Below are 26,723 nucleotides of genomic sequence, written 5' to 3'. Positions count from 1 at the left end.
TACCTAACATCACACCGTTGATAGAAAACACACATGCTAATACAATGGTCACAAAAAACACCAGCACGGTGTTGATTACTGAATAATATAGATATTGACTATAATTCGCACGACCATTAAATAGTGACAATATTAGATTGGTAACAGAATAGAAAAAAGACGAAACAGGAATCATTAGAAATACATAAATCCACTTTCTGTCAATAAGTGAATCTACAAAAAAATGTGACACAATATAAAAAATAAAAAATAACAGCAAAGAATAAAACAGCGACATATAAAATGCAGTGGTTAATACTATTTTTTCATTATATTCTTTTGATGCGGTATATTTTACCACTCCTGCAGATGTTACTGAGGATACAATAGTACTTGATATCTGCATAAATGATTGTAATTGCCCATACATTAGCATTCCTGCAGGGCCTGCATAGAATGCAATAACTTTTAGAGAGATAATCGAACAAAACAGTCTTACTAAAGACTGAGATAGAATTTTTGCCGCAGACTTAATCATTAAGAACTCAATTTGATGTTTATACCAATCGAAAACGACATCACTAACTAATAATTTTAAATTTTAAACAGGCACGCTACCGCCCCTGGCTTTACAGCTACCAGTGCACTGCGTGCTCTCAAAATTTACTATGCTAAGGTTTGGCTTGCCACTATGGCTCGAAACTCAAACGCTAATTGTCTTACCAAATGCTTACAGAAACAAGAAAAAATCCAACAAAAAACAGATTAAACTTAGTAGGTTAACTCGTTGTAATTCTTTATTTTTAATATGAAAAACGACAGTAACACTCCGCTGCATAAATCATAGGCGTTGGGGTGTTAGCTGCCGCTATTTTTTCTGGCTGACCGTCACAAAGTCCTGTGAATCTCTACTCGTTAAGTAGCTTTTCGATGCTCTTGCGGAACTTAGCCCCTTCCTTCAGGTTACGCAAACCATACTTAACGAACGCCTGCATATAACCCATTTTTTTACCGCAGTCGTAACTGTCGCCCGTCATTAACATGGCATCGACAGACTGTTTTTTCGCCAGTTCTGCAATCGCATCTGTTAACTGAATACGTCCCCACGCGCCAGGTTGTGTATGCTCTAATTCAGCCCAAATATCAGCCGAAAGCACATAGCGCCCTACCGCCATCAGATCGGAATCCAGCGTTTGCGGCTGATCTGGTTTCTCAATGAATTCAATGATACGGCTGACTTTACCTTCGTTGTCCAAAGGCTCTTTGGTCTGAATAACGGAATACTCGGACAGATCGCCATCCATACGCTTAGCCAGCACCTGACTGCGCCCGGTTTCATTAAAACGAGCAACCATGGCAGCCAGATTGTAGCGCAGAGGGTCCGCACTTGCGGTATCCAGAACGACGTCCGGTAATACGACGACGAACGGGTTGTCCCCGATAATTGGGCGAGCACAAAGAATTGAATGACCAAGACCGAGTAATTGCGCCTGGCGAACGTTCATGATAGTCACGCCGGGAGGACAGATGGACTGCACTTCAGCCAGCAACTGGCGCTTGACGCGCTGCTCAAGCAACGATTCGAGTTCATAAGATGTATCGAAGTGGTTTTCTACTGCATTCTTTGACGCATGCGTTACCAGAACGATTTCTTTAATGCCAGCAGCTACAATCTCGTCGACAATGTATTGAATCATCGGCTTGTCTACGATCGGCAGCATCTCTTTAGGGATTGCCTTCGTGGCAGGCAACATGTGCATCCCGAGGCCCGCTACCGGAATAACTGCTTTCAAATTAGTCATTAAGTCATTCACCTATTCAATTGTTGCTGAATTATAGCTTTTTAGCTTGTTTTAGCCAGTATGAATTACATTTCACCGATACAGCGCATGTTACGCCGCTTATCTGCGGAATGCAGTAATCTTAAGCTCAAGTAGGTTCAATTCGAGCCAGGAATGGTCGCAAAGTTACCTCCCCTGTCCCGGTAGTCGGAAATTCACCGCTTCAACATTAACCACCTGATGGTTTATGCGGTCAATGTCAACTGAACTTTGCCCGGTTTCGTTTACCGCATGGATATTCGCCAGTGATAGCAAGGTATCCTGTTTAGCCATAAATTTTCCGCGTACATCCTGGCGAAGATCAAAATGCATCTTTAGCGCGGGTCCCGTTGTGGATTGCTGCATAACCTTGATGTTACGTAAGAAAAGGTGTTGCGGTTGGTTGTGCAACTCCAGCGCGGCGCGCTTCATCGCCACATTAGTGATGGCCACAAATGACGTGGCATTGCCCGAGGATATCTGAATGCCGCGTAATTTGTATTCCAGTTTTGAGTTATCCAGATGAATATTATTTAATTTAAAGTTTTGCGGAATGGATAAATATCGTCCTTTGATGACGCCATAGCCAATGAGCATACCGGCGCTATTCTCCATATTGATATTATCAATAACGAAATTATCACACCCATAAATCGCGACCGTTGCATTATCAATGCCCGCTTTCTTACTGAAATCCGGAGTGATATTTCGCGCGGTAATATTACGAATGACAAAATGTTTGCCGTTCTCCACATGGACTAACTGTCGGCAGTCGGAACCGGTGATGTTCGCCACCACAAAGTTTTTTACCGCCAGTTCCTCGGGATAGCTATTGTCATAAGTACTCCCCGCCAGCCCGATACCGATACCCCAGTTCACATTGCCGTTAGTACAGTTGATACGCTCGATAACATGATCAGAAATGAGGATATTGCTGTCATTTATCGCCACATTCCACTCGATAGCGTCACCCTGCAAATCGCTGAAACGGCTGTTCGTGATCTTTACGCCATCCATGCGGTTATGAAAGCCCTGACGCAGGATCCCATAGTTAGCGCGCGTAACGGTAATATCATCGATCGTCAGATTGCGCATCAGCCTTGAGGTTTTGCCGCCAATGTAGATTTGCGTCACCGGAGCAAAACCACTCATGGCAATCCCTTTTATCACGCAGTCCGAACCCCGCACATCGAGAGTAACGTTCCTCAGGCTACCGCCCTGCTCGCCCATGACCTTGCATCCATCCTGCAGAACAAAGCGCCCACGCCCATTGCCGCTTATACGGCCTTGCACCGATAGCGTTTTGCCTGGCGGAATAACAATCGCGGTATTGATATTCTTACATTCCAGCCCTTCGGGTACGACTACCGTTTGCCCTTCCGTGAATGCCTGCCTGAAAGATGCGACCCAATCCTTTGGGTTGTAATCCTGAATATTGACGCTGCCAGATGATTCAAGCGCCCGGCTAATGGGAGAGTGCAGCACGACAAGCGCAGAGCCTGCCGCCAGAAAACTACGACGTGAGAGTTTTTTCTCTGACATACAACCTCGATTTACATCGTTTGCAGCAGGCTGGCTAACTGTTTATTGATCGCTAACTGATTAAATTCAGCTTCAATTTTTTCTCGCGCGCATTGCACAATCGGCTGCACCTGTTCACTTTCGAGCAGGCTGAATGCCGCTAACCGTTCAGCCAACGCCTGGGCATCGTTTTCCGGTGCCAGCCAGCCAGATTTACCCGACTCCACCAGCTCAGGGATCCCGCTGTGAACCGTCGAAATGACCGGGATCCCCACCGCCATCGCCTCCATCAGCGCTACCGGGATCCCCTCCATATCGCCATCCCTGCCGGTAATCGAAGGCAGCAGAAATACATCTGCTTGCTCAAGCATCTCCTTCACCTGATGACTGGGTTTAAAGCCAGGCATCTCAATCACATCATCGAGTTGGTATTGTTCGATCAGCGTCCGCAGACGACGTTCCCAGGGACCAATGCCAAGAATGCGATAGCGAAATAAGACGCCCTGCTCTTTCAACTGCCGGCAGGCTTCGATAGCGACGTGCAGCCCTTTTTTCTCGGTTAAGCGCGCGACAGAAATAATCTCCAACGGCGCGGCTAGCGATTTCAGTTGGCGCGGGGTAAAGCGCGTCATATCGATTCCCATACGCGAGACGGCAATTTTCTGCGGCGGACATCCCATGTTTTTTAAACGTCCGGCCCAGAGATTGCTGATGGGCAGCATCAAGTCACCGCGCTGAAACAGCTGCTGATATTCGGGGGTATAGCGGGCCAATACATCCCGGTGCGAAACATCAACCCCATGAAATACCGTGGCTATTTTCCCGCGGATCATTCCAAGCTCACGCAGTTTGGCAGCCGTCACGCCTGCCGGGCCAAAGTGCGCAATAAAGACATCCGCCTGAAATGCCTGCGGATTCCCACCGCAAATAGCCGCCAAAATCAAATTGCGCGCCTCGTCGCCATAGCGAGAGATATTCAGCGCTTTCCAGGTGGCTGCGCGGGTGATGCCCTGCAATGCAGCCGCCGCCCTGAATTTCAGCTTTGCCAGTTTGCCGTCCGGTTCATTCAGCAACCAACGCGTTTTGTCGCCCAATTGGTAGGTATTAAATGAGGCATGCGTATTTTCAAGATCGCCCTTATGCATCGCGACAATCTCCACCTCATAGCCCATATCGATGAACGCAGTGATCTGATTTAATACGAAGGTCTCTGAGGAGAGTGGAAATTTAAGCAGGAAAAAACCAATCTTCATTTTTCCCCCTCAATGCGCGTTAATACCGACTGCACCATACGCACCCCACGTTCGCGTTCACGCATAACCGCGTCCCCTACCCGTATGTTCAGGTCAGGGAGCTGTCCGAGAATATCGGCGACTTTGCCCTCAAGGCTGCCATCCAGCAAATGGCGAATATCGACGGCCATCTCCGGTAGCCCCAGTTGCTGCATGATCCCTGCCGATTTATGCTCATAGTTAATGGCGATGGCGGGCGTCATAAAATTCATCGAGATGATGGCTGAGTGCAGGCGAGTGCCCACCGTCAGGTCGCATGCCCCGAGAATTTTTCCCATCTCAAGGTCGTTGAGTTCATCCATTACCACATGATAACGGGCCGGGTCGTTAATATGCTGACGCAGGTTCAACGCCACCATACGGTCATCTTTGTTGTAACTATCGATACCGGTACAGGTTGACAACGCTATCACCTGGTACCCTTCATCGAGAATGCGGTTCACTACCCCGGCAAAGGCTTGTTCATAAGCCTGTTGCGTCGTCCCCAGACGCTTATCAAAGGGCGCCAGCTCACGCAAAGTAATGGCCACAGTCTTCTGCTTTGCCACCATTTGCAACCAGTGCTGTACGGCATAGCCTGGCTCAAAATCCTCATGATGATTGTCGACCAGCCAGGCGGTATCCACGCCTGCCTCTACCTTTTCCGTGGTTATTGCGCTGCGTTTCATTAGTTCCAGACTGACGGATTCGCGCAAAATCAGCGCGTTACAGTGGCCAAAAACGTAGTTTGCCAGTTGATTAAACTGCTCATCCTGGAATGGCCCCACGCTGTGCCCAATCATGTACAGCGGTTTTTTCGCCATAAATGAACACAGGGCATGTTCGAACTGCGGCACGCCATACAAATCAACAAAAAACGATCCGCCAACCTGGATGATGGCGTCATAGCGCGACAACAGACGGACAAAATCGGTAAATCCCTGGGCGATAGCGATGTTGCGCAGATTACCGGTGTCGGTGACGCGCGAGAGCAGCACCTGGTGCTGATAGCGACGGCGCAAGACTTTCTTCACCCGACCCATCACGCCCGCGGCGTTGTTGTGTTGCTTCATCTGCGAATATAACGGATCGCCCATCACCGGACGATTGAGTAACCATGAGGAGCTTACCGGGTAGCGGCTCATAACATCGACTTCAGTCTCGGGACGCTGCGCGTTAATGGCATCCAGCAAACCGCGCAGAATAGCGCTATCCCCTCGGTTCCCGCAGGTATGGTTGCCCAAAATTAATAGTTTCATTATGACCTCTTAAAGCGTTGTTCTTATCCTGCACGGAGCAAGGTTTTCATTTTTTCACTGCGACAGAGCTGGCGTTTTATTTCCACCATCAGCGGGTGGCGCGACAGCACAATCATCACCGTAAACGCCAGCGTTCCCGCCGCGATTTGCAACCCCAGCACCGCGCTTAACGGCAGTTGGTTGCGCAGGGTAAAACCCAGCGCATAGCTCACAACAACGGTTGGCAAGGAGAGATACAACGGTAGCCACAGACTGAGCATATACTGACGGTAGCTGGAACCCAGAACAGGTTTGATCATCACGAAATAACTGAGGATGGTGTTAATCACCTGAACCAGCAAAAAGCCCAGCGTCACTCCTGTCGCCCCCGCCAGATGTCCACCGATGAAAATGGCCGGAATAAACAGAAAGGTTTTGAACACATTGAATTTGAAGCTGATATCAACCCGCGCCTTCGCCATCAGCAGTGAACCGATCGGATTCCCGACAGAGCGCAGTAGCCCGACAATGCACAACAATTGCAGGACGGGGACAATACCGTTCCACTTCTCGCCAAATACCAGCGGCACCAGATTGTTCGATACCACCATTAATCCCAGCAGCGCCGGAAAATTGATGATCCCGACCACCGACAGTAGTTTGTAAAAATTCACCCGCAATTTTTCGCTGTCGTCCTGAATTTTGGCAAACGCCGGAAACAGAACGCGGGTAATGATCGGGTTCAGTTTGATTGGCGGTACAACCGCCACGTTCCAGGCAAGATTGAATCCCCCCGCGACGCTTGCCCCCAACGTTCTGGCCAGCACCAGCGTAGAAAGATTGGTATTGATATAATTAATAATGCTATCCGCCGTCAGCCATGCGCCGAAACGTAGGTTTGACGAAACAGAAGCCAGCGAGAAATGCAGTCCCGGACGGTAAATCTGGCGACCAAAATAGCCGAACAGCAGCGTACGTAGTGTACTGTTCACCAGATACCCAAGAATAGCCGTCAGCGCGAGCGGCCAGAAATGGGCGCTCACCACGGTAAAGGTAAAGCCGGCCAGCACCGAACTGGTCTCAATCATGCCGATTTTGTTAAAGGCCAGTTCTTTTTGCATCAGCGCGCGAAACTGCTGGCCGTGCGGTATCACCACAAACGCCAGTGATAACGTTTTGATGAGCGGAGCCAGTTCGGGGTTATTGAGTACGCTGGCAATTGTCTCGCTAAGCAGAAACATCGTCACGCATACCACAATACCGAGTCCGACATTGAGCCAGTACAAGGTGGTCAGTTCAAGGTAGCCAATCTCTTTGCGCTGAATAATGGAGTTGGCAATGCCAAAGTCAGACAACGTGTCGGCCAGGGCAATGATCACCAGCGCCACGGTTAACAACCCGAACTGGTGATTATCAATAATCCGCGCCAGGACGGTCATCTGGATAAGTCCGAGGCCAATAATGATCACCGTGGCAATTGCCGACCACTTCGCGCCATTCAGCGTTTTTTCTCGTAAACTCATGTTAATACGCCGCTTTGTTCACAAAGCCTTTAAATATCGTCAGAAAAACAATTTTGATATCGAACCATAAGCTCCACTCACGAATATATTCGAGGTCAAATTCCACACGTTTTTCCATTTTTTCCAGCGTATCGGTTTCCCCCCGCCAGCCGTTGATTTGCGCCCAACCGGTAATGCCCGGCTTCACCTTATGACGTAACATGTAACCCTCAATCAGTTGGCGGTACTGTTCGTTATGCGCCACCGCGTGCGGACGTGGCCCGACGATAGACATCCCTCCCGTCAGCACGTTAATAAACTGCGGTAACTCATCCAGCGACGTCCGGCGCAGAAAATTCCCCACCGGCGTCACGCGTGGGTCGTTTTGCGTCGCCTGCGTCACCACCGCGTCGTTTTCCATCACTTTCATTGAACGAAACTTCCAGACTTTGATCGGCTTCCCATCCATGCCGTAACGGGTCTGGCGGAAAATTACCGGTCCTTTTGAGGTCAGTTTCACCAGTAACGCAATGCCACACAGCACCGGGGAAATCAGCAGCAGGATCAGCGAGGCCAGCACGATATCTTCCACACGCTTCAACAGACGGTTAATGCCCGAGAGCGGCGTGTCATACAGCGGCACCACCGGAACACCGTTCATCTCTTCAATCCGTGAATGCAGGATGTTGAAGGTAAAGACATCGGGGATGAGGATCACTGAGCAGGTCGTGTCGGCCAGATCGCGCACCAGTTTTTTCACACTGGCACCATCGTTCATCGACATGGCGATATAGACGTTATGAATGCGTGAAGCTTTAGCGTCATCCACCAGTTGTTGCAAATTCCCGGCCCAGTCGCGGGAGTTTTTCCCTGGAACAGGATCGTGATAGACACCGGCTACTTCAAACCCCAGCCACGGTTCATGGCGAAAGCTGTCCAGTAGCATTTGCCCGGCGGGCAGGTTACCTGCCACCGCTACCCGGCGGGTGTTGTAACCGCGATTACGCAGCCATCCCGCACCGTAGCGAATAAACGAACGGCTCAACACCAGACCCACGCTTGACAGCAGATACCACGCCAGCCAGACCGCAAGACGGTTATCGAAATCGTTATTAAAGGCAATTAAACCTGCGCTAAAAATCAGGCTCAACGTCCAGTTTTGCAGCAACAGCACCAGCTCAGTGGATATTTTGACGCCGCGCCATGAGCGATAAAAATCCGTTATCCCGCCGAGCATCTGAAAAACCACCAGCGTGATCAACGCCACCAGCAGGTGCATGTACAGGAAAGGCAAACCGCTTAATTCGCAGATTACCCATAGCCCGCCAAACATGATGGTGATATCCGAAAAACGTTGCACCATCGAAATTAACGACGCATTGGTTTTGGCGCGTTCGCGCTTCTTTAGATGTGTCATCGTGGTTCCTGTTAGTCGCCTTTGGCCCATAACCGGGCAAAGGAAGCACCGGCATTACTGATTCAGCAACGCCAGAAGAGTGCGCGTTCGCGCTTCCATCAACGGGATATCTCCGCGCGATTCCACGTTCAGGCGCACCACCGGTTCGGTATTGGAAGAGCGTAAATTGAAGCGCCAGTCGACAAACGACATGCTGATGCCATCCGTTCTGTCCACCGTCAGCGCTTCCCGGGAAAAGTGCTGCTCCACCCGCGCTATCGCTGCCGTCGGCTCCGCCAGCGTGCTGTTTATTTCTCCACTCGCCGGGTATGCCGCCATCCGGTCACGGACCAGTTCGCCCAGCGACTGTCCTTTCAGACACAGCAGCTCCGCCACCAGCAGCCACGGGATCATCCCGCTGTCGCAGTACGCAAAATCGCGGAAATAGTGATGCGCGCTCATCTCGCCGCCGTAAATGGCATCTTCATGGCGCATCCGCTCTTTGATAAACGCGTGTCCGGTTTTTGACATCACCGGTTTACCGCCTGCCGCCGTCACCACATCCACGGTGTTCCAGGACAGGCGCGGGTCGTGGATAATTTTCGCCCCCGGATTCTTCTCCAGAAACGCTTCCGCCAGCAGACCGACAATGTAGTACCCTTCTATAAACTGGCCTTTTTCATCAAACAGGAAGCAGCGGTCAAAATCCCCGTCAAAGGCAATCCCCATATCCGCACCGTGTGCAATCACCGCGTTACGCGTGTCTGCCCTACACTCCGGCAGCAGAGGATTGGGAATACCGTTGGGGAAATTGCCATCCGGCGTGTTGTGAATTTTGATGAACTCGACCGGCACGCCCAGCGCCTTAAAACGGGCTTCAATGGCATCCACCACCGGGCCTGCCGCGCCGTTACCGGAATTGAGCACCAGCTTCATCGGTTTCAGGTTGCCGGGATTGATATAACCCAGCAGGTGGTCAATGTAGGCATCGCGAGGATTAATCCGCTGGTAGCGGCCACGTCTGCTCTCATCAACCGCCGGGAAGTCATTCGCTTCCGCCAGCCGCTGCACGTCGCGCAGACCGGTATCGCCGCTGATGGGCCGTGCCCCTTCGCGCACCAGCTTCATGCCGTTGTAATCCAGCGGATTATGGCTGGCGGTCACTTCAATGCCGCCATCAATGCCAAGATGGAAAGTGGCGAAATAAATCTCTTCGGTGCCCGACATGCCAATATCCAGCACATCCACCCCTGCATCCTGCAGGCCTTTCGCCAGTGCCAGCTTCAGCGCCTCGCTGGTCAGGCGAACATCGCCGCCGAGGACGATGGTTTTCGGCTGCAGAAACTCGCCGTAAGCGCGGCCAATACGCCACGCAATCTGTTCATTTAACTCTTCGCCCAGTCGGCCGCGGATGTCATACGCTTTAAAACAGGTCAGTTTTGTCATGATTTACCCTTTTTCAGGCAACAGGAGGCCCTGACTCTTAATGAGCCTTTTTAATAAGTGTTAATGCATTGCCCGGTGCGCTTCCCTTACCGAGCCTACGCTGTTGCAGGCCGGATAAGCGCATCCGGCATCAGGCGCGCCCGTATCTGTCCGCAAACCGCACCACATCATCCTCATCGAGGTAAGATCCGGAGCGTACTTCAATCAGATCGAGCGGGATTTTTCCGGGGTTTTCCAGACAGTGGGTCGCTCCCAGCGGAATATAGACAGACTCGTTTTCAGCGAGCAGTTTGATATCATCATTAATTGTCACTTTCGCGGTACCTGCAACCACAACCCAGTGCTCAGCCCGATGATGATGCATCTGCACGGACAATCCCTCGCCAGGCTTGACGGTAATTCGCTTGACCTGGTAACGGTCTCCGGCATCAATGGAGTCATATTTGCCCCACGGACGATAAACTTCGCGGTGAATGTGGTGCTCATGGCGCCCGTCAGCTTTAATTTTCTCCACCACTTTTTTGACATCCTGTACCGCGTTGCGATCGGCAATCAGTACCGCGTCTTTGGTCTGCACCACCACCAGATCTTTCACCCCGACGGTCGTCACCAACCCGGATTCGGCATAGACGTAGCTGTTTTCCGTTTTGTGGCTAATGACATCGCCGTGATGCACATTACCTTCAGCAGTATGGGCGCTGATTTCCCACAATGATGACCAGGAGCCGACATCGCTCCAGCCTGCATTCATAGGCATCACCACCGCATCGGCCGTACGTTCCATTACCGCATAGTCCACAGACTCTTCCGGGCAGGCGAGAAACGCCTGTTCATCAACGCGAATAAAATCGAGATCGGGGTCGACGGTGCTCATGGCGTTTTCGCAGGCCTCAAGAATATCGGGACGATACTTTTTCAATTCTTCCAGGTAACGGCCTGCCCGGAACAGGAACATCCCGCTGTTCCAGTAGTAGTCGCCGCTTGCCACATACGCCTGTGCGGTTTCCAGATTGGGTTTTTCAACAAACTGCGCCACCTCAAAAGCCACCGCGTCAGTATTCGACGGTGAAACCTCGCCTCGACGGATATAGCCGTAGCCAGTCTCCGGTTGGTCCGGGACGATACCAAACGTCACCAGCTTACCCGCACTGGCATACGGCATCGCATTGCGAACCGCTTCGCGAAATGCCTCTTCGTCGGCAATCATATGATCGGCCGCCAGCACCAGTAGCAGCGGATCGCCACCCGGACACTGACGTTTTGCCGCCAGCGCAGCCAGCGCTATGGCTGGCGCAGTGTTGCGTCCGGCTGGTTCGAGAATAATGTTCTCGGTCAGTTTGTGCAGTTGCCGTAACTGTTCCGCAACGATAAAACGGTGTTGTTCATTACAGATAACAACCGGGCTTTCGCACTCCACACCGTTCAGACGGCAAATCGTCGTCTGCAACATGGTGAGATCGCCTTTCAGACACAGGAACTGCTTTGGATACAGTACGCGGGACAGCGGCCATAAACGACTACCCGAGCCACCGGCCATGACTACCGGAAAGAGTTTGTTTTGACTCATCATGTACCCCGAATATCAGCAATAAATTGATTCAGCACGTTTTCTTTATCCAACGTGCGTTCGGCATACTCACGTGCCACCGTGTTAACTTTTGGCATGGTTAGCGCCTGTTGAATCCCGCCAACCAGCGCATTGACTGATTCCGGCTCGACACACACCGCGATGCCAGGATGAGCGTCACACAACTGACCCAATTCGGTCTCAGGCTCAGCGGTAATCACCGCGTTACCGCCAACGGCGAGGATATTAGTCAGTTTGGACGGCAGTACTGCATCCGCCGCACCACGCTTTTGTACGACCAGATGACAGTCCGCGAGCTTGAGCAGCGCAGGCAGCGCTTCATAAGATTGCAGCGGAAAGAACATTACGTTGCGCAGGTCGCGTTCGCTGACCATGGTCTCCAGTCGCGCTTTGCCCCCGCCCTGCCCGACGATCGCAAACAGCCAGGGTTGCTCACTCAATTGGGCCGCCGCGTCGATGACGCACTCAAGCCCCTGCTTTTCACCGATATTGCCCGAGTAGAGAATGATTTTTTGATCCGCGGGCAATCCCAGTTTCTGGCGCAACGCCAAAGCATCGGCTTCGGTCACGTCACGAAAGCGCGCCACTTCCGACCAGTTAGGAAAGAAAATAACCTTGCGTGGCGCAACGCCTTTTTCCATGGCTTTGCGCATCATGGAACGGGAAATCGTCGAAATATTGTCCACGTTGTGCAAACCACTGCGTTCAAACACGCTGGCCAATTTCGCCACCATACCGCGCTTGCCTTTGCCTGCCATGCCAAGTCCCAACATGGCATCGACTTCATAATCCTGAATGTGCAGCAGCGTGCGCGCGCCGCTGAGTTTTGCCAGCAAGCGCATCCCCGGCGTACAAAACAGCGTCGGCACCACGCCGATGATGCGATCCGGCTTCCAGCGACGTTGCGCCAGCAGCGGGAAGAAACTGCTCAGGGCGAAACTGCCCAAATGCAGCAGACGCTTGAGCGTTGAGGGTTGCTCAGGCACATACAGCGGACAACGCCAGACGGTGGCATCCCCCTCCTCGCGACGATAGCGCCAGGATGAATAGCGACCATTAACTTTCCATTGCGGATAATAAGGTGGTGCGGTGATCACCCGCACGTCATGACCTTGTTGCGCCATCCACTCCACCATTTCACCGGTGTACTTGCCGATACCGGTCAGCTCCGGCGAGTAGTTAATGCCATACACCAGGATCCTCATAGCCCAGGTACTCCGCTCTGGCTTGCCTGGCAGAAGTAAGCCCGGCTGTTGGCGTGTACGCTGTCACTGGCCTGAATATCTGTCGCCGCCAGCCAGCGGTAGGCATCATGTTGTGCATCAGGCAGTTGCAGGTCGTTTTCTGATACGCGCAGACGAAATCCCAGCACGATGTAATGCGTTGAGAAATCATCCCCGGAAAAATTGTCGTCATAGAAGTGCTGCCAGACACCATAAAACTCAGCGGCGGACAGCGGTAGACGCAACCCCAACTCAGCTTCAGTCAGCCGTTCAAAAGCCGCATGTAGCGATTCATCTTTTTGCACACGACCGCCGGGAACGAACCAGTAGCCCTGCGCCGGACGATTGAGACGCTTACCGAGCAGAAACTCTCCCTCGGCGTTTTCCACGATCAAGTCGATAGAAATCAGCGGGGTTGAACGTACGACGGTGGCAAAATCCTCATGACGTAAAAACATGCTTACCCCCGATAACGCTGCTGGTTTTCAAGGAACCACTGCCAGGTGCTGGCAAGCCCTGCCTCAAGTGATATCTCGTGATACCAGCCCAACTGATGCAAACGCGTAACGTCGAGTAATTTGCGCGGCGTCCCGTCCGGTTTGCTGGCGTCAAACACCACGCGCCCCTTGTAACCCACTACCTTGGCAATGGTCTGGGTCAGTTCACGGATGGTGCAGTCCACGCCGGTACCCACATTGATATGCGACAGCATCGGCTGGGTATATTCCTGCCAGACTTCATGAGCCAGCTCCATTACGTGGATGCTGGCCGCCGCCATATCATCCACATGCAGAAACTCGCGCATCGGCGTGCCGCTTCCCCACACCACCACATCCGGCGCATTTTGCTCGCAGGCTTCGTGAAAGCGGCGCAGCAGCGCCGGGATCACATGCGAATTGCTTGGATGAAAGTTGTCATGCGGCCCGTACAAATTCGTCGGCATCACCGAGCGATAATCACGGCCATACTGACGGTTATACGATTCACACAGCTTGATGCCGGCTATTTTGGCAATCGCATACGGCTCGTTGGTCGGCTCCAGTTGCCCCTGCAAGAGTTCGCTTTCTGCTATTGGCTGGCTAGCATGTTTGGGATAAATACAGGATGATCCGAGAAACAGCAGTTTATTCACGTTATGCAGATGCGCCGCATGAATAATGTTGCTCTCAATCATCATATTTTCGTAAATAAAATCAGCGGGATACGTGTTATTGGCCACGATCCCACCCACTTTTGCCGCCGCCAGGTACACCTGGTCAATACGTTCAGCGGCGAAGAAGTGACGCACCGCGTCTCCATCCAGCAGGTTAAGCTCATCTCGGGTACGCAGCACCAGTTCGACATTATCTCGTTGGGCCAGCTGTCTTACGATGGCGGCCCCCACCATCCCGCGATGGCCCGCCACAAAAATACGTTGTTTCTTCATCCTCAGTACTCCAGCGCGATGGCAACCTCGTAACCGTGCGACTTCAGCAGGGAATGTTTCTTCGCTGCTTCAAGATCGTTAGCAACCATTTCAGAGATCATCTGGCGCAGCGTAATTTCCGGTTTCCAGCCGAGTTTTTCATGTGCTCTGGCCGGGTCGCCCAATAGCGTTTCTACTTCTGCCGGACGGAAATAGCGCGGATCGACGGCGATTATCACGTCCCCAGGTTTCACGCCTGGCGCATCGTGTCCGGTCACGGAAACCACAATGCCTTTTTCATTCACGCCTTCACCTTCAAAACGCAGTTTGATACCCAGTTGCGCCGCCGCCATTTCTACAAACTGACGCACGGAATATTGCACGCCGGTGGCAATGACGAAATCTTCCGGCTGATCCTGCTGCAGCATCATCCACTGCATCCTGACGTAATCTTTGGCATGCCCCCAGTCACGCAGCGAATCCATGTTGCCCAGGTACAGGCATGACTCCAGGCCCTGAGCGATGTTGGCAATGGCGCGGGTGATTTTACGGGTGACGAAAGTTTCACCACGGCGTGGAGATTCGTGGTTAAACAGGATGCCGTTACAGGCATACATACCGTAGGATTCGCGGTAGTTAACGGTAATCCAGTAGGCGTAGAGCTTAGCCACCGCATAGGGCGAACGCGGGTAAAACGGCGTGGTCTCTTTCTGCGGAATTTCCTGTACCAGGCCGTAGAGTTCTGAGGTGGAGGCCTGATAGAAACGGGTCTTCTTTTCCAGACCAAGGAAGCGGATAGCCTCCAGCAAACGCAACGTACCTATTGCATCGACGTCCGCGGTGTATTCCGGTGAGTCAAACGACACCGCGACATGACTCATGGCGCCCAGGTTATAGACCTCATCCGGTTGGACCTCTTTTAAAATACGGGTCAGGTTGGATGAATCCGTCAAATCGCCATAGTGCAGATGGAATTTGGGGTTGCTTGAATGTGGATCCTGGTAGATATGGTCCACACGTTCGGTGTTGAATGATGAAGCGCGACGCTTAATGCCGTGCACTTCATACCCTTTTTCCAGCAGGAATTCTGCCAGGTAAGAACCATCCTGCCCGGTTACGCCAGTGATGAGAGCGACTTTTGACATGTTATTACCTCTTAAATGATCCCCTCAGGGAGTAACTTTCTCGACGCGTTCGCGCGTGACTACTGCGGGGTTTCCCCGACAAACGACATTTGCTGGCAGCGATTTAAATACGCTGCTGCGTGCTCCAACGACGGTGCCATCGCCAATCGTCACGCCAGGCGCGACAAAGACATCTGTCGCCAGCCAGCATTTATCGCCAACCACAATCGGTGTGGCGTTAATATCAAAATATTGGCTGGCGTAATCATGACTTCCGGTACATAAATAACTTTTTTGCGAAATAACCGCGTGTGCGCCAATCGTAATATTACCCAACGTATATAAAACCGCGTCATCACCCACCCAGGCATAATCTCCCAGGGTTAATTTCCACGGATAAGTAATTTTTACTGAAGGTCGAATAACTACGTTTTTTCCTATTTTCGCACCGAACATGCGTAATAAAAACGCACGCCAGCGATACATTACCTGGGGTGACCAGCGAAACAGTGTTGCCTGTACCGCCCACCATAATTGCACTTTAATGACACCGCTACCGCGAAAACCTTTCGGCACGTTGAAGCCGCTTAAATCCTGCATAATGTGCCCTTACGTTTTGCCATATAAGGTTTTTGTTTTACCGGTTGTACGCAGCCGTAAATATTCAGAAACCCCAGTCAAAAAACCTGGCATATGTAATATCTGCCGCTGAACTTTTTTTGCATCGCGGCATAATTCCAGATTATTCGTCGTTGACACTCCGCCCATCGAAAACTCCGACACCAGCCCGTCCAGTTTTTTGAAAGCGTAACCAGATTTATATAGTCTGGCAGCCAGCGCGTAATCGGACGATATTTTATATTGCAAATCATAACGCCAGACATTCAGTCCAGAGAGCGGAAAAAAGATGGCCTGATGGCTGGCAGGCAGGCTGTGATAAATATACCAACCCGGCTTTGCCCGGCGCTTAATTTTGTTGCCATTGCCAAAATCCAGCAACGCGTCGCCGATAACCATGGCTTTATCACTCTGCGTTTTTAACTGGCGGATAAACTGAGCCGCATCGGCATGCAGAATATCCCCGGAATTGAGGAACAGCGCAAAGCGCCCGCGCGCCATCGCAATACCTTTGTTCATCGCATCATAAATGCCGTTATCCGGTTCGCTGACAAACCGCAACCGGTGCTCTCCACCGAGACCTTCAAGAAACGCCGACGTACCGTCACAGGAGCCGCCATCAACAACAATCCACTCAAAACTGATATCGCCTGCCTGCGCCAGGTGTGCCAGCGAGGCGTGAGTTTTGACGATCCCTTCCAGATTGCGAAAGGCGACGGTAATAATACTAAGCAGCATGTGATTTACCTCGCGATATTCAGCGCCTTGCGCAAAATAAACGGACACACAATTAAAAAAGCGTATTCCGGACTAAATACTGACCCTGTAAAAAACAGCGACAGCGGCGTAAAAAGATATAGCTGCACCCGATAATTCTGATTATCACCAAAAGCAGTGATCATCATCTTCATAACTTTCCCCATGTACCACAGGGTTAATATCACGGCGAACCACGAAAAATAAATAATCAGCAGATACAAACCATTGTCTATCGTTTTACCCACATCCGCACCGTTAAAAATTCCGAATGACGCGACATATTCATAAAGCGAACCGAATCTTACGACGCCATCAACATGCATTAACGAATAACCGACCATCACTAGCGGCCCCACGATTCGATAATACGATGACGACCCCTCGGTGCCTAAATCCCCAAGGCGCGTTGCGATGTACGGAAACACAAATATCACACCGACTAAAAACACGCTTAATGAGATTATCGCCAGCGGCAACTTCTTTTTTATCGCATCCTTATTCAGGTACTGAAACGCCCACTCCAGGAGATAAAACAAAATAAACGTCATCACCCCGGAAAACGACCCTGATAATATTATCCCTGCCAGAATCATAGCATCGGACTTAGGCGTTTTGATACCAAACTGTTTGATACTGAGCCAAATTGAGATTAACGCCAGAGCGAAGAATGCCGGTTCGAAATAAAGCGCAGTGGTGCGTTTTCCGCCAAACTTAATAAAGTTCAGAACATAGCTGTTACTGTAAATAAGATATTTCGAAATAACTTCCATTAAACTGCTGCCGCCGCTGAGAATGATCTGCGCCATTTCAACTGCCGCTAACCCTACCACCAGCCCGACAACCAGCCAGAAAAAGCGCAGGATCTTAATATAGTTATGCGGCGAAATGGTTTTGAAGCGAATACTCCACACCATGCCAATAATCACCACGGTATAGACAAACAGCATCGCGGACGTGACGTACTTACTGGCATTCAGCGATTGACCGAACAGGTAGTTAAACGCCGTCAACCCTCCCCCCACGCCCAGCGCAATCATTAATTTTTTAATATTGATGCGCTCGACAAACAGCAACAGCAGAACGGGCAAGAATGTGACAATCGTTATCGGGAAGCTCTCGCCAAGCTGGGCAAGTTTGACGTTAACCAGCAGATAAAGCAGCGGTAGCAGCAGATAGCTACAGATTCTGATAGAACGAGACATATTCCTCCAGCATCTGTTGTCCACTGTATGCCACCCGGCTGCGCTGGCTGAACGCGGCAAGCGATGTGTCGAATACCGCCTGCGCAATGTCTGATTTTTTCAGTTGTACCAGCCGCAATACATCCGCTTCACTGAACGTTTTACCGCCCGCTTTCGCCAGTACCTCTTGTGCCGCCTCGCTGTGCGTAGCAATCACCGGTACCCCGATGGAAAGCGCTTCGCACAGAATCAGCGGGTAATTATCAACGCGGGAGCTGAACACCAGTCCATCCATCTCGTTAAGCGCACTCATCAACGTTCGCTTATCGCTTTCGAAGCCATGATTGATGACGTTATCGCCAGCAAAGGGAGAAAATTTGCCGAAGGTATGCAGCTCAATTTTTTCCCCGAGCGCCATCATCTCCTGCACCAGGCGCTGATTGGTTTTACCGTCATAGCGCAGGTCATGAGCCACCACCGCGATTTTCGGTCTGCCGTGTGGTTCATATCTGGCGGGCAGTTCGGCAAGAATGGCTTCGGTTGCCACATCAATACCGTTGTTAATAATGCGGCAGCGCCCCATGCCATACAGACTGTTGAACGCGTCGGCCACATGCTGGCTGGGAGAGATAAACTGGCAGCCAAGCGCTAACATGTCGCGAAACCTCTGCCGCTTAGCGGGCACCTGCTGATGGGCTTTGTCGATTTTTACCGGCGGATAGTTGCTTAACGTCGGGCATTTCTGGCAGCCGGTTTTCCAGCTTTCACACCCGTCAGTGAAAGCGCAACGCCCGGTCACGCTCCAGTGATCGTGCAGCGTCCAGACAAAGGTGATGTCCGGTTTATGCGCCTTCACCTTTTCGCAAAAGGTCACGACCTCTTCCAGGTTCAACCAGTAACTGTGCAGCACATGAAAATGCAGTACCAGCGGGCCGGATGTGCGGGTCACCGTACGATATAAACTGTTAAGATTGCCAAACAGGTCGCGGTTAGCGAAACGAAATAGTGCAATATTCGCCGCCGACGTCAGGCGCGGCGTATGTTTGATAACATGCGGATAATTACCGTGGCTGGCGCTTTTCTTGCCGCCTTTGCCATAGCCGTACACAAAGCGTGACGTCAACCCTTTCGCCAGCGCGCGAAGATGCAGATCTAACGCCACACCTGCCGCTCCACCTTCTGCGAGTCGCACATTAAATTGTAAGATATTCATTTTGTTACCTTCACTCGTGCTTTCTCGCCCACCACCAGCGTGTTGTCAGGGATGCTATCCACTACCACGCTCCCGGCGCCAATGGTCACGTTATCGCCAATAGCGACATCGCCGAGCACAGTGACGTTGGCCCCCAGTTCGACACCGTTACCGATGACCGGACAGGACAAATCTTTGCCGCCAGGATTGCCAATGGTGACACCGTGGCGCAGGGTTAAATCGTCCCCTGCCACCACGTGTTTATTGATCACTACGCCATAACCATGATGGATAGTGAAACGACGACCGATAGATGCAGCGGCCTGAATTTCATAACCAAACAGGCATTCAGTGATCAGGCGATACAACACCAACACTGGCGCAGCCCACAGGTTGTTCAAGATATTTTTTTTACGCCAGACGGAGCAAAAATGGGCAATCCGATAGGCCACTACCATGCAGCAGGGGCGCAGACTCCAGCCGTTCGCACGTAAATCTTCCAGCATACTTAGCGTCCTCGCAGTCCGTCGGCCAGACGCTTACTGTTGCGAATGGAAAGCAACGTCAGCAGCGTGCGCCAGTTCATTCGTTTATTGCGGATCTGATAGAGCGTAAACAGCTGATACTTCTTACTCGCCCGGTCAAATTTACCTTTGTGCTTACGATAGAACTGAAAGTAGCCGGAGAATTTATGCGGTGACGAGGTAATGCGCATCTCACCGTGGTTCACATGCAGGATCTGCGTCGCCTCTTTGACCTTCCACGGTTTGCCGTACGCCACCACCATCCTGAGAAAAATGTCGTAATCCTGCGCGGCTTTCAGTGTGGTATCGAACAGGCATGCTTTAAAACGCCATGCCCACGTAAACACCTGATTACCAATAATATTGCGCTTGTAAAACTTGCGTCGGGAGTAAACTGACTTCGGATAGAGCGGCAGACTGGCCGGTTGCGAATACACTTCGCCTTCACAAACATAATCATTGGCATACAGAAACGCGTGCGTAACCAGTTGATGACGATGCTGCAGAAACACGCTCAGGCGATTCGGCGTCCATTCATCATCATCATCAATACCCGTAATATATTGCCCATTAGCCTGCATGATGGCCTGATTGCGTACCGCGCAGGCCCCGGAGTTCGTCGCGTTATGCGTATAGCACACGCGTGGGTCGTTCAGTTCCTCAACGAACTGCTGTAGTTGCTCATACGAGGAAGAACAGTCATCCACGATGATCATCTCCCAGTGAGGATAATCCTGGCGCAACACCGATTTAATCGCCCGAATGGCCAGCTGTTGGCGATTCCAGGTTGGCATATAAATTGAAATGAGTGGGTTTTCTGTCGTCATTTTCGTTTCCCAAATAAAGTTGCCTGATGGCGCTACGCTTATCAGGCCTACATTCGATATGCGTTGCTGTTCGTTATCTATTTCGAATCCGACGTGTATTCGTATTCGTAGTAACCGTAATCCTGATAGCCACTGGCACGGCGGAAGATCGAGTTCAGGATCACCCCTTTAACCTGAATGCCGTTTTGCTCAAATCGACTCAGGCTGGTTTCCACCTCTTTCAGCGTATTGACCGCATAACGCGCCACCATCAGCGTGGTGCCGACATGGCGGCCAACAATTGCCGCATCGGTCACCGCCAGTATTGGCGGGGTATCTATCAGGACCAGGTCATAGTGCTCGCTGGCCCACGTAATCAGTTCGCCAAAGCGTTCACTCATCAGAAGCTCAGATGGATTAGGGGGGATTTGTCCGCGAGGGATCAGATCAAAATTCGCAATGGAGGTCGGTTTCGCGCTGGAGGAGATATCCCCCTTACCGACGAGGATCTCAGACAGACCGTTGACGTTACTGGTACCCAGCAGTTCGTGGGTATAGCCTTTGCGCATGTCACAGTCGATCAACAGCACGCGCTTGTGGGTCTGGCTAATGACCGCCGCCAGGTTAGCGCAGACAAATGTTTTACCTATCGACGGGCTGACGCCGGTCAGCATCAACACGTTGTTGCGCGCCTGCATCATGGCGAAGTGCAGACTGGTACGCAGGCTACGGACCGCTTCTATGGCAAGATCCGTTGGATTCCCCACCGCCAGTAACTGGGTTTGTTTGTAACGCTTCACACCTTTAATGGTCTGAACGTTATCGCGAGCTTTTTGCCATTCTGAAAGCGGGATGCTGGCATAAACGCTGATGCCATGCTCTTCCAGCACCTGCGGGCTTTCAATGCCGCGATTAAACAGGGAACGCAGCAATACGCCCACCACCGAAAGCATCAAACCAAGAATAATGCTACCGAGAATAATCAACGCCTTTTTCGGCTTCAGCACGCCTGGCTGGGCAATCGCGGGATCGACGATGCGTACATCTCCGACCGTACTCGCCTCGGTGATCTTCAGTTCCTGTTGCTTATTTAACAGCTGCATATAGACCTGCTGACCGGACTCAACATCGCGGGTCAGCCGGACAATTTCCTGCTGCGTTTTCGGCATTGCCGTAACGCGCCCGTTCAGCTTGCTTTTCTCATCTTCCAGCGCCTGGCGTTTTTCCAGCAATGTGCGATACGCCGGGTGCGCTTTGGTGAATAACTTGGAGATTTCCGCTTCTTTAAAGGTCAGTTCGTTGAGCTGCGCATCGATATTTACCATGGAATCGAGCACCGCTTTAGCTTCCAGCGGCAAATCCACGGAGTCTTTATCCTGACGGAAGGCATTCAGCTTATTTTCGGCAACGTCCAGCCGGTTACGCACCTCAGGCAACTGTTTTGCCAGAAACGCCAGACTTTTAGCGGCCTCTTCTGACTTACGTTCTACGTTTTGTTGCAGATAGTTGCGGGTAATACTGTCGAGGATCTGGCGGATTTGTTCGCGGTCTTCGCCGGTAAAAGTCAGGCTCAATACGCCAGTATCTTTGCCGGTTTCTGTCACCATCAGGTTATTTTGCAGGGTGTTAATCATGCCCAATGTGGAAAATTTGCTGACGGTAAATTGGCTCTCAGGGCTGGCATGAATCGCCTCAACCAGCATCGTCACGCCATCGTGATTCAACAATTGCCCAACCTGACCGCGGGCGCTAAATCCCCCATCACTGACTAATTGATAACTTTTATCGTTCAACACGCTTAGCGTAAAAGTCTGTTCCTTCATCGCCTTTGGCAGCGTAAAGGTGGTGACATTAACGGTTTCATTCTGGCGCCCCATCAACCGATCCCAGCCTGCGCCAAAAATCGGAAATGTATCTTTCGTCACCGCGATATCCAGATTGAGATCGTCTACCGTTTTTCCCAGTACCAGCCGTGACTGAATGAGCTGAATTTCCGCTTCCGAAGCCGGCGGTTTATTCGACAACGCCGAGCCAATATCCTGCACCAGGGAATTCCCGGTATTTTGCTCAATTTGCACCAGCGCATCCGCACTGTAGATCGGCGTGGCAAACAGCGTGTAGACCGCCGCACATAACGCAAACGTCGCCGTAATACCAAGCACCCACCAGCGAGCTTCAACCACCGTTCCTACCAGACGACCAATATCGATTTCATCATTGCCCGTAACCGGCGCGGCAGACTGTTTTACTTTTTCTGTCATTGTTTTCCCTGCTCCGCGTTCAATGCCTGAGCCCACTGGCGGGCAGACCGTTCAAGTAATGCGTACACCGCGTCAAACGCATCCCGACTTTTACGGTATGGGTCGGGAATTTCACGTTCGCTGTCCCAGTGACCAAAAAGCATCACTTTGCCGCGCATCTCCGGCACCATTTCGCACAGGGCTGAAATATGGCGTTTTTCCATGGTCAGGATCAGGTCATACTCCCGGCACATGCGTCCTGAGATCTGGCGGGCACAATGATTTTCCAGTGACAGGTTGTGCGCCTGCGCGACGCTAATAGCACAGGGATCCGCACCTTTACCCACCAGCGCCCCTAGACCTGCAGAAGAGACCGTCAACGCCGGATGAAACTTCCTTAACAAGCGTTCTGCCGTCGGGGAACGGCAAATGTTCCCCACACAGACAACCAATATTTTGTTAAACATGACGATTACCAGTTGTGAAGGTCGCTGGCCGTGTCCGTCATATAGCGAACACCGCTAATGGTCGGCAGCAACTGATTGATCAAACGGTTCCAGCGGGCAACCGGCGCGGTCGTGACATACACCACATCGTAAGGCTGGAGTCGGAATGACGTCGCCATCACCAGCGAAGTCGCATCGGACATATCAAGCTGATAGATATTGGCGATCTTGCCGTTGTGCCCGCTTTCGCCTTTCAACGGACGAATAACGAAAATGCCGCTGGCGTTGGAGGTGGTCAGATCGATACCTTCCGCATTGCCAAGCGCTTCGGTGAGCGTCATACCGCTGAAGTCCATTTTGAGGGTGCTCTGCTTCTTCACTTCCCCCATCACGAAGACTTTCAAATCGTCATTACGCGGAACAAACAGAATGTCGCCAGGATAGAGCAGACGGTTCTGGCTCAGGTCGCCATTTTGCATCAGCGCTTGCAGTGAAATTCGTTGCTCCTGCCCTTTGTGAGTCAGTACAACATTGCGCCAGTCAGCCGCCTCGGTGAGACCGCCTGCGGCGTTAATGGCATCAAGAATGGTAAGCGGTACGTTGGTGATGGCCTGCTGGCCAGATTTATTCACCTGCCCGGAGACATAAGCCTTCTGCGAGCGGAAAGCGGCGATATTAACGTCCACCTGCGGGTCAGCAATGTACTTCGCTAAGCGCCCGGTAATATCACTACGAATTTCTGCCAGCGTTTTTCCCACCACGCTGACTTTGCCAATGTAGGGGTAAAACATGGTGCCATCAGGCTGCACCCAGTTGCCGGTATCGCTTGAGCTACGATACTGCCCGGCCGGGGTTGTTAGTTCAGGATGATCCCAGACGGTCACATTCAGGACATCGCCTGGACCGACCCGATACTGATATCCTGCAATCTCCTGCTCCAGCGACATGTTAGGCTGTGCAACATTCGGACGAGGACGTAATTGCTCGACCAGTCGCGGGGTCAGTGGATAAACATTCACCATCCGATTGATATCAAAATCAGCGTCCTGCTGTTTAATCACATCTTTGCCCATCGTAGACATATTGCTGCCCGGAAGCACGGTACAACCGTTTATCAAGATTACCGATACCAGGACTGGTATCAATTTAAGTTTGGAGTTCATCATTGATTATTTATCACTTTGGCAGAGTAATTATCACGTGCGTTCTAAATAGTGGCTTCGCCTGTACACATTTACCTTGCCGTTAATTGAAAAGGAATTTAACTGGCATCAGTCCTAAAAATAATGGATTCATCTGCGGTCTCTTGACAGAATAATTTAGGCTTGTTTTCAGGTGACCAGACACGCTACCGCCCCTGGCTTCATTAGCTACCAATGCACTGATTAATTTAAATTTTTATCTTCTCCTTTATTTTCATCATATTCAGAACAGCAACGCATCGGGAATAACGTCACCGGTTAATGAGGAAATATTATCTTTTGATTATTACCGCAAGAATTGTTGCAGCTAAGTGAATAGCAGGCAAGATAACAAGCCTCCGTTCACTTGCTTTTAAGATTAATATTAAGCGTGGAATTTATATGTTTTTAGGATTTTATCGATATTGACAGCATGACTAAATAAATACGCCACCTGCGATATTTCCTAAATATAATTGGCTAAAGAAGTTTATTTCCTGTAGTTACATTACGGCTATTATCCCGCTGGCATCCTGATATAACCGCCAGAGAAATCCCTTTCCGGCATTGCATTTTCCGCCAGTTTTACCCATGATCGAATTGTGACAATTGTCATACAACTATGGGTATAGCATTTACTATGGAATGGATTGCCGATCCGTCAATCTGGGCCGGACTCGTCACGCTAATCGTGATCGAACTTGTTCTTGGCATTGATAATCTTGTTTTTATTGCCATCCTCGCGGAGAAACTCCCTCCTGCCCAGCGGGATAAGGCGCGTATTACCGGGCTCCTGCTGGCGATGGTCATGCGACTGCTGCTACTGGCATCAATATCCTGGCTGGTGACGCTGACTACGCCACTGTTCAGCATTCGCGGCCTCAGTTTCAGTGCGCGCGATCTGATTATGCTGTTTGGCGGTTTCTTCCTGTTGTTTAAAGCCACAATGGAGCTAAACGAACGGCTGGAAGGCAAAGACAGCGACAATCCCACCCAGCGTAAAGGCGCTAAGTTCTGGGGAGTGGTCGCGCAAATTGTGGTGCTTGACGCCATCTTCTCTCTGGATTCCGTCATTACCGCCGTCGGGATGGTCGATCACCTGGCGGTGATGATGGCGGCGGTGATTATCGCCATCAGCCTGATGATGCTCGCCAGTAAGTCGTTGACTCGCTTTGTCAACAGCCACCCAACCATCGTTATTCTGTGCCTGAGCTTCCTGCTGATGATTGGTTTCAGCCTGGTCGCCGAAGGGTTCGGTTTCCATATCCCGAAAGGTTACCTGTACGCCGCTATCGGCTTCTCAGTTATGATCGAAGCCTTGAACCAGCTGGCAATCTTTAACCGTCGTCGCTTCCTGTCAGCCAACCATACCTTGCGTCAGCGCACTGCGGAGGCGGTGATGAGGCTGCTGAGCGGTCAAAAAGAAGATGCCGAACTGGATGCCGAAACCGCTGCTATGCTGGCGGATCACCAGGAGGGTCAGATTTTTGCGCCTCAGGAACGGCGGATGATTGAGCGCGTACTGAATCTTAATCAGCGTACCGTCAGCAGCATCATGACCTCACGCCACGACATTGAACACGTCGATCTCAACGCACCCGAAGCAGAAATTCGCGCTTTACTGGAAAAAAATCAGCATACGCGCCTGGTTGTTACCGGGGAAGACGAGGAGGAAGAGCTGCTGGGCGTAGTGCATGTCATCGATCTGCTGCAGCAGTCTCTGCGTGGTGAGGCGCTCGACTTACGCGTCCTGATTCGTCAGCCGCTGGTGTTCCCGGAAACCCTGCCGCTGCTTCCGGCGCTGGAGCAGTTCCGTAATGCCCGCACGCACTTCGCTTTTATTGCAGATGAATTTGGTTCTGTCGAAGGGATCGTAACGCTCAGTGACGTAATGGAAACCATCGCCGGTAATCTGCCAAATGAGGTAGAGGAGATTGATGCCCGCCATGATATCCAGAAAAATGCCGATGGTTCGTGGACAGCTAACGGTCACATGCCGCTGGAAGATCTGGTGCAGTACGTCCCTATTCCGTTAGATGAAAAACGTGAATATCACACCATTGCCGGGCTTTTGATGGAATATTTACAGCGTATTCCAAAAACCGGAGAGGAAGTTCAGGTTGGCGACTACCGACTAAAAACTCTGCAGGTAGAAAACCATCGCGTGCAAAAAGTCCAGTTGATACCGCTACACGGTGAAGAAGAGATGGATTACGAGGTGTAAATCACCCGCCGGATGGCGCATTAGCTGCCATCCGGCAAT

The 26,723-nt window shown here is 51.3% G+C and carries 23 protein-coding genes; 1 reads left to right on the top strand and 22 read right to left on the bottom strand.

Translation table 11 applies throughout. The features are described from left to right. From KQJ18_RS06315 to KQJ18_RS06210, 22 genes are all read right to left on the bottom strand, one after another. On the bottom strand, nt 1–517 hold a 517-nt coding region (locus KQJ18_RS06315; RefSeq protein ID WP_216421681.1), incomplete at its 3' end, for an oligosaccharide flippase family protein. A gap of 370 nt (nt 518–887) precedes the next feature. Then, the gene (gene galF, locus KQJ18_RS06310; protein ID WP_087855963.1) at nt 888–1,781 is read right to left on the bottom strand and encodes a UTP--glucose-1-phosphate uridylyltransferase GalF; all 894 of its coding nucleotides are present in this window, start codon (nt 1,779–1,781) and stop codon (nt 888–890) included. Nucleotides 1,782–1,946: 165 nt separating this feature from the next. Continuing rightward, the gene (gene wcaM, locus KQJ18_RS06305; protein WP_216421679.1) at nt 1,947–3,341 is read right to left on the bottom strand and encodes a colanic acid biosynthesis protein WcaM; all 1,395 of its coding nucleotides are present in this window, start codon (nt 3,339–3,341) and stop codon (nt 1,947–1,949) included. A gap of 11 nt (nt 3,342–3,352) precedes the next feature. After that, nucleotides 3,353–4,573 (bottom strand): colanic acid biosynthesis glycosyltransferase WcaL, encoded by a 1,221-nt coding sequence (wcaL, locus tag KQJ18_RS06300; protein WP_216421677.1) that lies wholly within the window; start codon nt 4,571–4,573, stop codon nt 3,353–3,355. After that, nucleotides 4,570–5,850, bottom strand: coding sequence for a colanic acid biosynthesis pyruvyl transferase WcaK (wcaK, locus tag KQJ18_RS06295; protein ID WP_216421675.1), 1,281 nt, complete (start codon nt 5,848–5,850; stop codon nt 4,570–4,572). The genes wcaL and wcaK overlap by 4 nt, the downstream gene beginning before the upstream one ends. Before the next feature lie 23 nt (nt 5,851–5,873). Then, complete coding sequence (gene wzxC / locus KQJ18_RS06290) at nt 5,874–7,352, bottom strand: colanic acid undecaprenyl disphosphate flippase WzxC (protein WP_216421673.1); 1,479 nt, start codon at nt 7,350–7,352, stop codon at nt 5,874–5,876. Between the two features lies 1 nt (nt 7,353). Then, the gene (gene wcaJ / locus KQJ18_RS06285) at nt 7,354–8,748 is read right to left on the bottom strand and encodes an undecaprenyl-phosphate glucose phosphotransferase (protein ID WP_216421672.1); all 1,395 of its coding nucleotides are present in this window, start codon (nt 8,746–8,748) and stop codon (nt 7,354–7,356) included. A gap of 54 nt (nt 8,749–8,802) precedes the next feature. Then, the gene (gene cpsG, locus KQJ18_RS06280) at nt 8,803–10,173 is read right to left on the bottom strand and encodes a colanic acid biosynthesis phosphomannomutase CpsG (protein WP_216421671.1); all 1,371 of its coding nucleotides are present in this window, start codon (nt 10,171–10,173) and stop codon (nt 8,803–8,805) included. 130 nt (nt 10,174–10,303) lie between these two features. Next, a complete protein-coding gene (cpsB, locus tag KQJ18_RS06275; RefSeq protein ID WP_216421670.1) occupies nt 10,304–11,740 on the bottom strand; it encodes a mannose-1-phosphate guanyltransferase in 1,437 nt (478 codons plus the stop codon). Further along, nucleotides 11,740–12,966, bottom strand: a complete 1,227-nt coding sequence (wcaI, locus tag KQJ18_RS06270) for a colanic acid biosynthesis fucosyltransferase WcaI (protein WP_216421669.1) — start codon at nt 12,964–12,966, stop codon at nt 11,740–11,742. Before wcaI ends, cpsB begins: the two co-directional genes overlap by 1 nt. Next, a complete protein-coding gene (locus KQJ18_RS06265; protein ID WP_069323495.1) occupies nt 12,963–13,442 on the bottom strand; it encodes a GDP-mannose mannosyl hydrolase in 480 nt (159 codons plus the stop codon). Before KQJ18_RS06265 ends, wcaI begins: the two co-directional genes overlap by 4 nt. 2 nt (nt 13,443–13,444) lie before the next feature. Beyond that, the gene (locus tag KQJ18_RS06260) at nt 13,445–14,410 is read right to left on the bottom strand and encodes a GDP-L-fucose synthase (RefSeq protein ID WP_216421668.1); all 966 of its coding nucleotides are present in this window, start codon (nt 14,408–14,410) and stop codon (nt 13,445–13,447) included. A 2-nt stretch (nt 14,411–14,412) separates the two neighbouring features. Then, complete coding sequence (gene gmd, locus KQJ18_RS06255; protein ID WP_038641779.1) at nt 14,413–15,534, bottom strand: GDP-mannose 4,6-dehydratase; 1,122 nt, start codon at nt 15,532–15,534, stop codon at nt 14,413–14,415. Nucleotides 15,535–15,558: 24 nt separating this feature from the next. Next, a complete protein-coding gene (wcaF, locus tag KQJ18_RS06250; protein WP_110497481.1) occupies nt 15,559–16,113 on the bottom strand; it encodes a colanic acid biosynthesis acetyltransferase WcaF in 555 nt (184 codons plus the stop codon). Between the two features lie 9 nt (nt 16,114–16,122). After that, nucleotides 16,123–16,869: a colanic acid biosynthesis glycosyltransferase WcaE gene (gene wcaE / locus KQJ18_RS06245; RefSeq protein WP_204578246.1), complete on the bottom strand. Its 747-nt coding sequence runs from the start codon at nt 16,867–16,869 to the stop codon at nt 16,123–16,125. Between the two features lie 5 nt (nt 16,870–16,874). Next, nucleotides 16,875–18,092 (bottom strand): colanic acid polymerase WcaD, encoded by a 1,218-nt coding sequence (gene wcaD / locus KQJ18_RS06240; protein WP_216421666.1) that lies wholly within the window; start codon nt 18,090–18,092, stop codon nt 16,875–16,877. Then, nucleotides 18,067–19,284, bottom strand: a complete 1,218-nt coding sequence (gene wcaC / locus KQJ18_RS06235) for a colanic acid biosynthesis glycosyltransferase WcaC (protein WP_216421664.1) — start codon at nt 19,282–19,284, stop codon at nt 18,067–18,069. Before wcaC ends, wcaD begins: the two co-directional genes overlap by 26 nt. Then, on the bottom strand, nt 19,281–19,769 hold the full coding sequence (gene wcaB, locus KQJ18_RS06230) for a colanic acid biosynthesis acetyltransferase WcaB (protein WP_038641791.1): 489 nt from the start codon (nt 19,767–19,769) through the stop codon (nt 19,281–19,283). The genes wcaC and wcaB overlap by 4 nt, the downstream gene beginning before the upstream one ends. 2 nt (nt 19,770–19,771) lie before the next feature. Beyond that, entirely contained in the window at nt 19,772–20,614 is an 843-nt protein-coding gene (gene wcaA / locus KQJ18_RS06225) for a colanic acid biosynthesis glycosyltransferase WcaA (RefSeq protein WP_069323489.1), read from the bottom strand. Between the two features lie 77 nt (nt 20,615–20,691). After that, nucleotides 20,692–22,854: a tyrosine-protein kinase Wzc gene (wzc, locus tag KQJ18_RS06220; RefSeq protein ID WP_216421663.1), complete on the bottom strand. Its 2,163-nt coding sequence runs from the start codon at nt 22,852–22,854 to the stop codon at nt 20,692–20,694. After that, complete coding sequence (gene wzb / locus KQJ18_RS06215; protein WP_038641798.1) at nt 22,851–23,300, bottom strand: low molecular weight protein-tyrosine-phosphatase Wzb; 450 nt, start codon at nt 23,298–23,300, stop codon at nt 22,851–22,853. Before wzb ends, wzc begins: the two co-directional genes overlap by 4 nt. A 5-nt stretch (nt 23,301–23,305) precedes the next feature. Then, nucleotides 23,306–24,445: a polysaccharide export protein gene (locus tag KQJ18_RS06210; protein WP_038641800.1), complete on the bottom strand. Its 1,140-nt coding sequence runs from the start codon at nt 24,443–24,445 to the stop codon at nt 23,306–23,308. A 655-nt stretch (nt 24,446–25,100) separates the two neighbouring features. On the opposite strand from KQJ18_RS06210, the gene KQJ18_RS06205 reads away from it, so the two are divergent. Beyond that, entirely contained in the window at nt 25,101–26,684 is a 1,584-nt protein-coding gene (locus tag KQJ18_RS06205; RefSeq protein ID WP_069323487.1) for a TerC family protein, read from the top strand. The last annotated feature ends 39 nt before the right edge of the window (nt 26,685–26,723 follow it).

Origin of the sequence: Citrobacter sp. S55_ASV_140 (assembly GCF_018919505.1) — a bacterium.
GTDB lineage: Bacteria > Pseudomonadota > Gammaproteobacteria > Enterobacterales > Enterobacteriaceae > Citrobacter > Citrobacter werkmanii.
The sequence above is the reverse complement of the archived record's forward strand: the minus strand, read 5'-3'. Positions and strand labels throughout refer to the sequence as shown.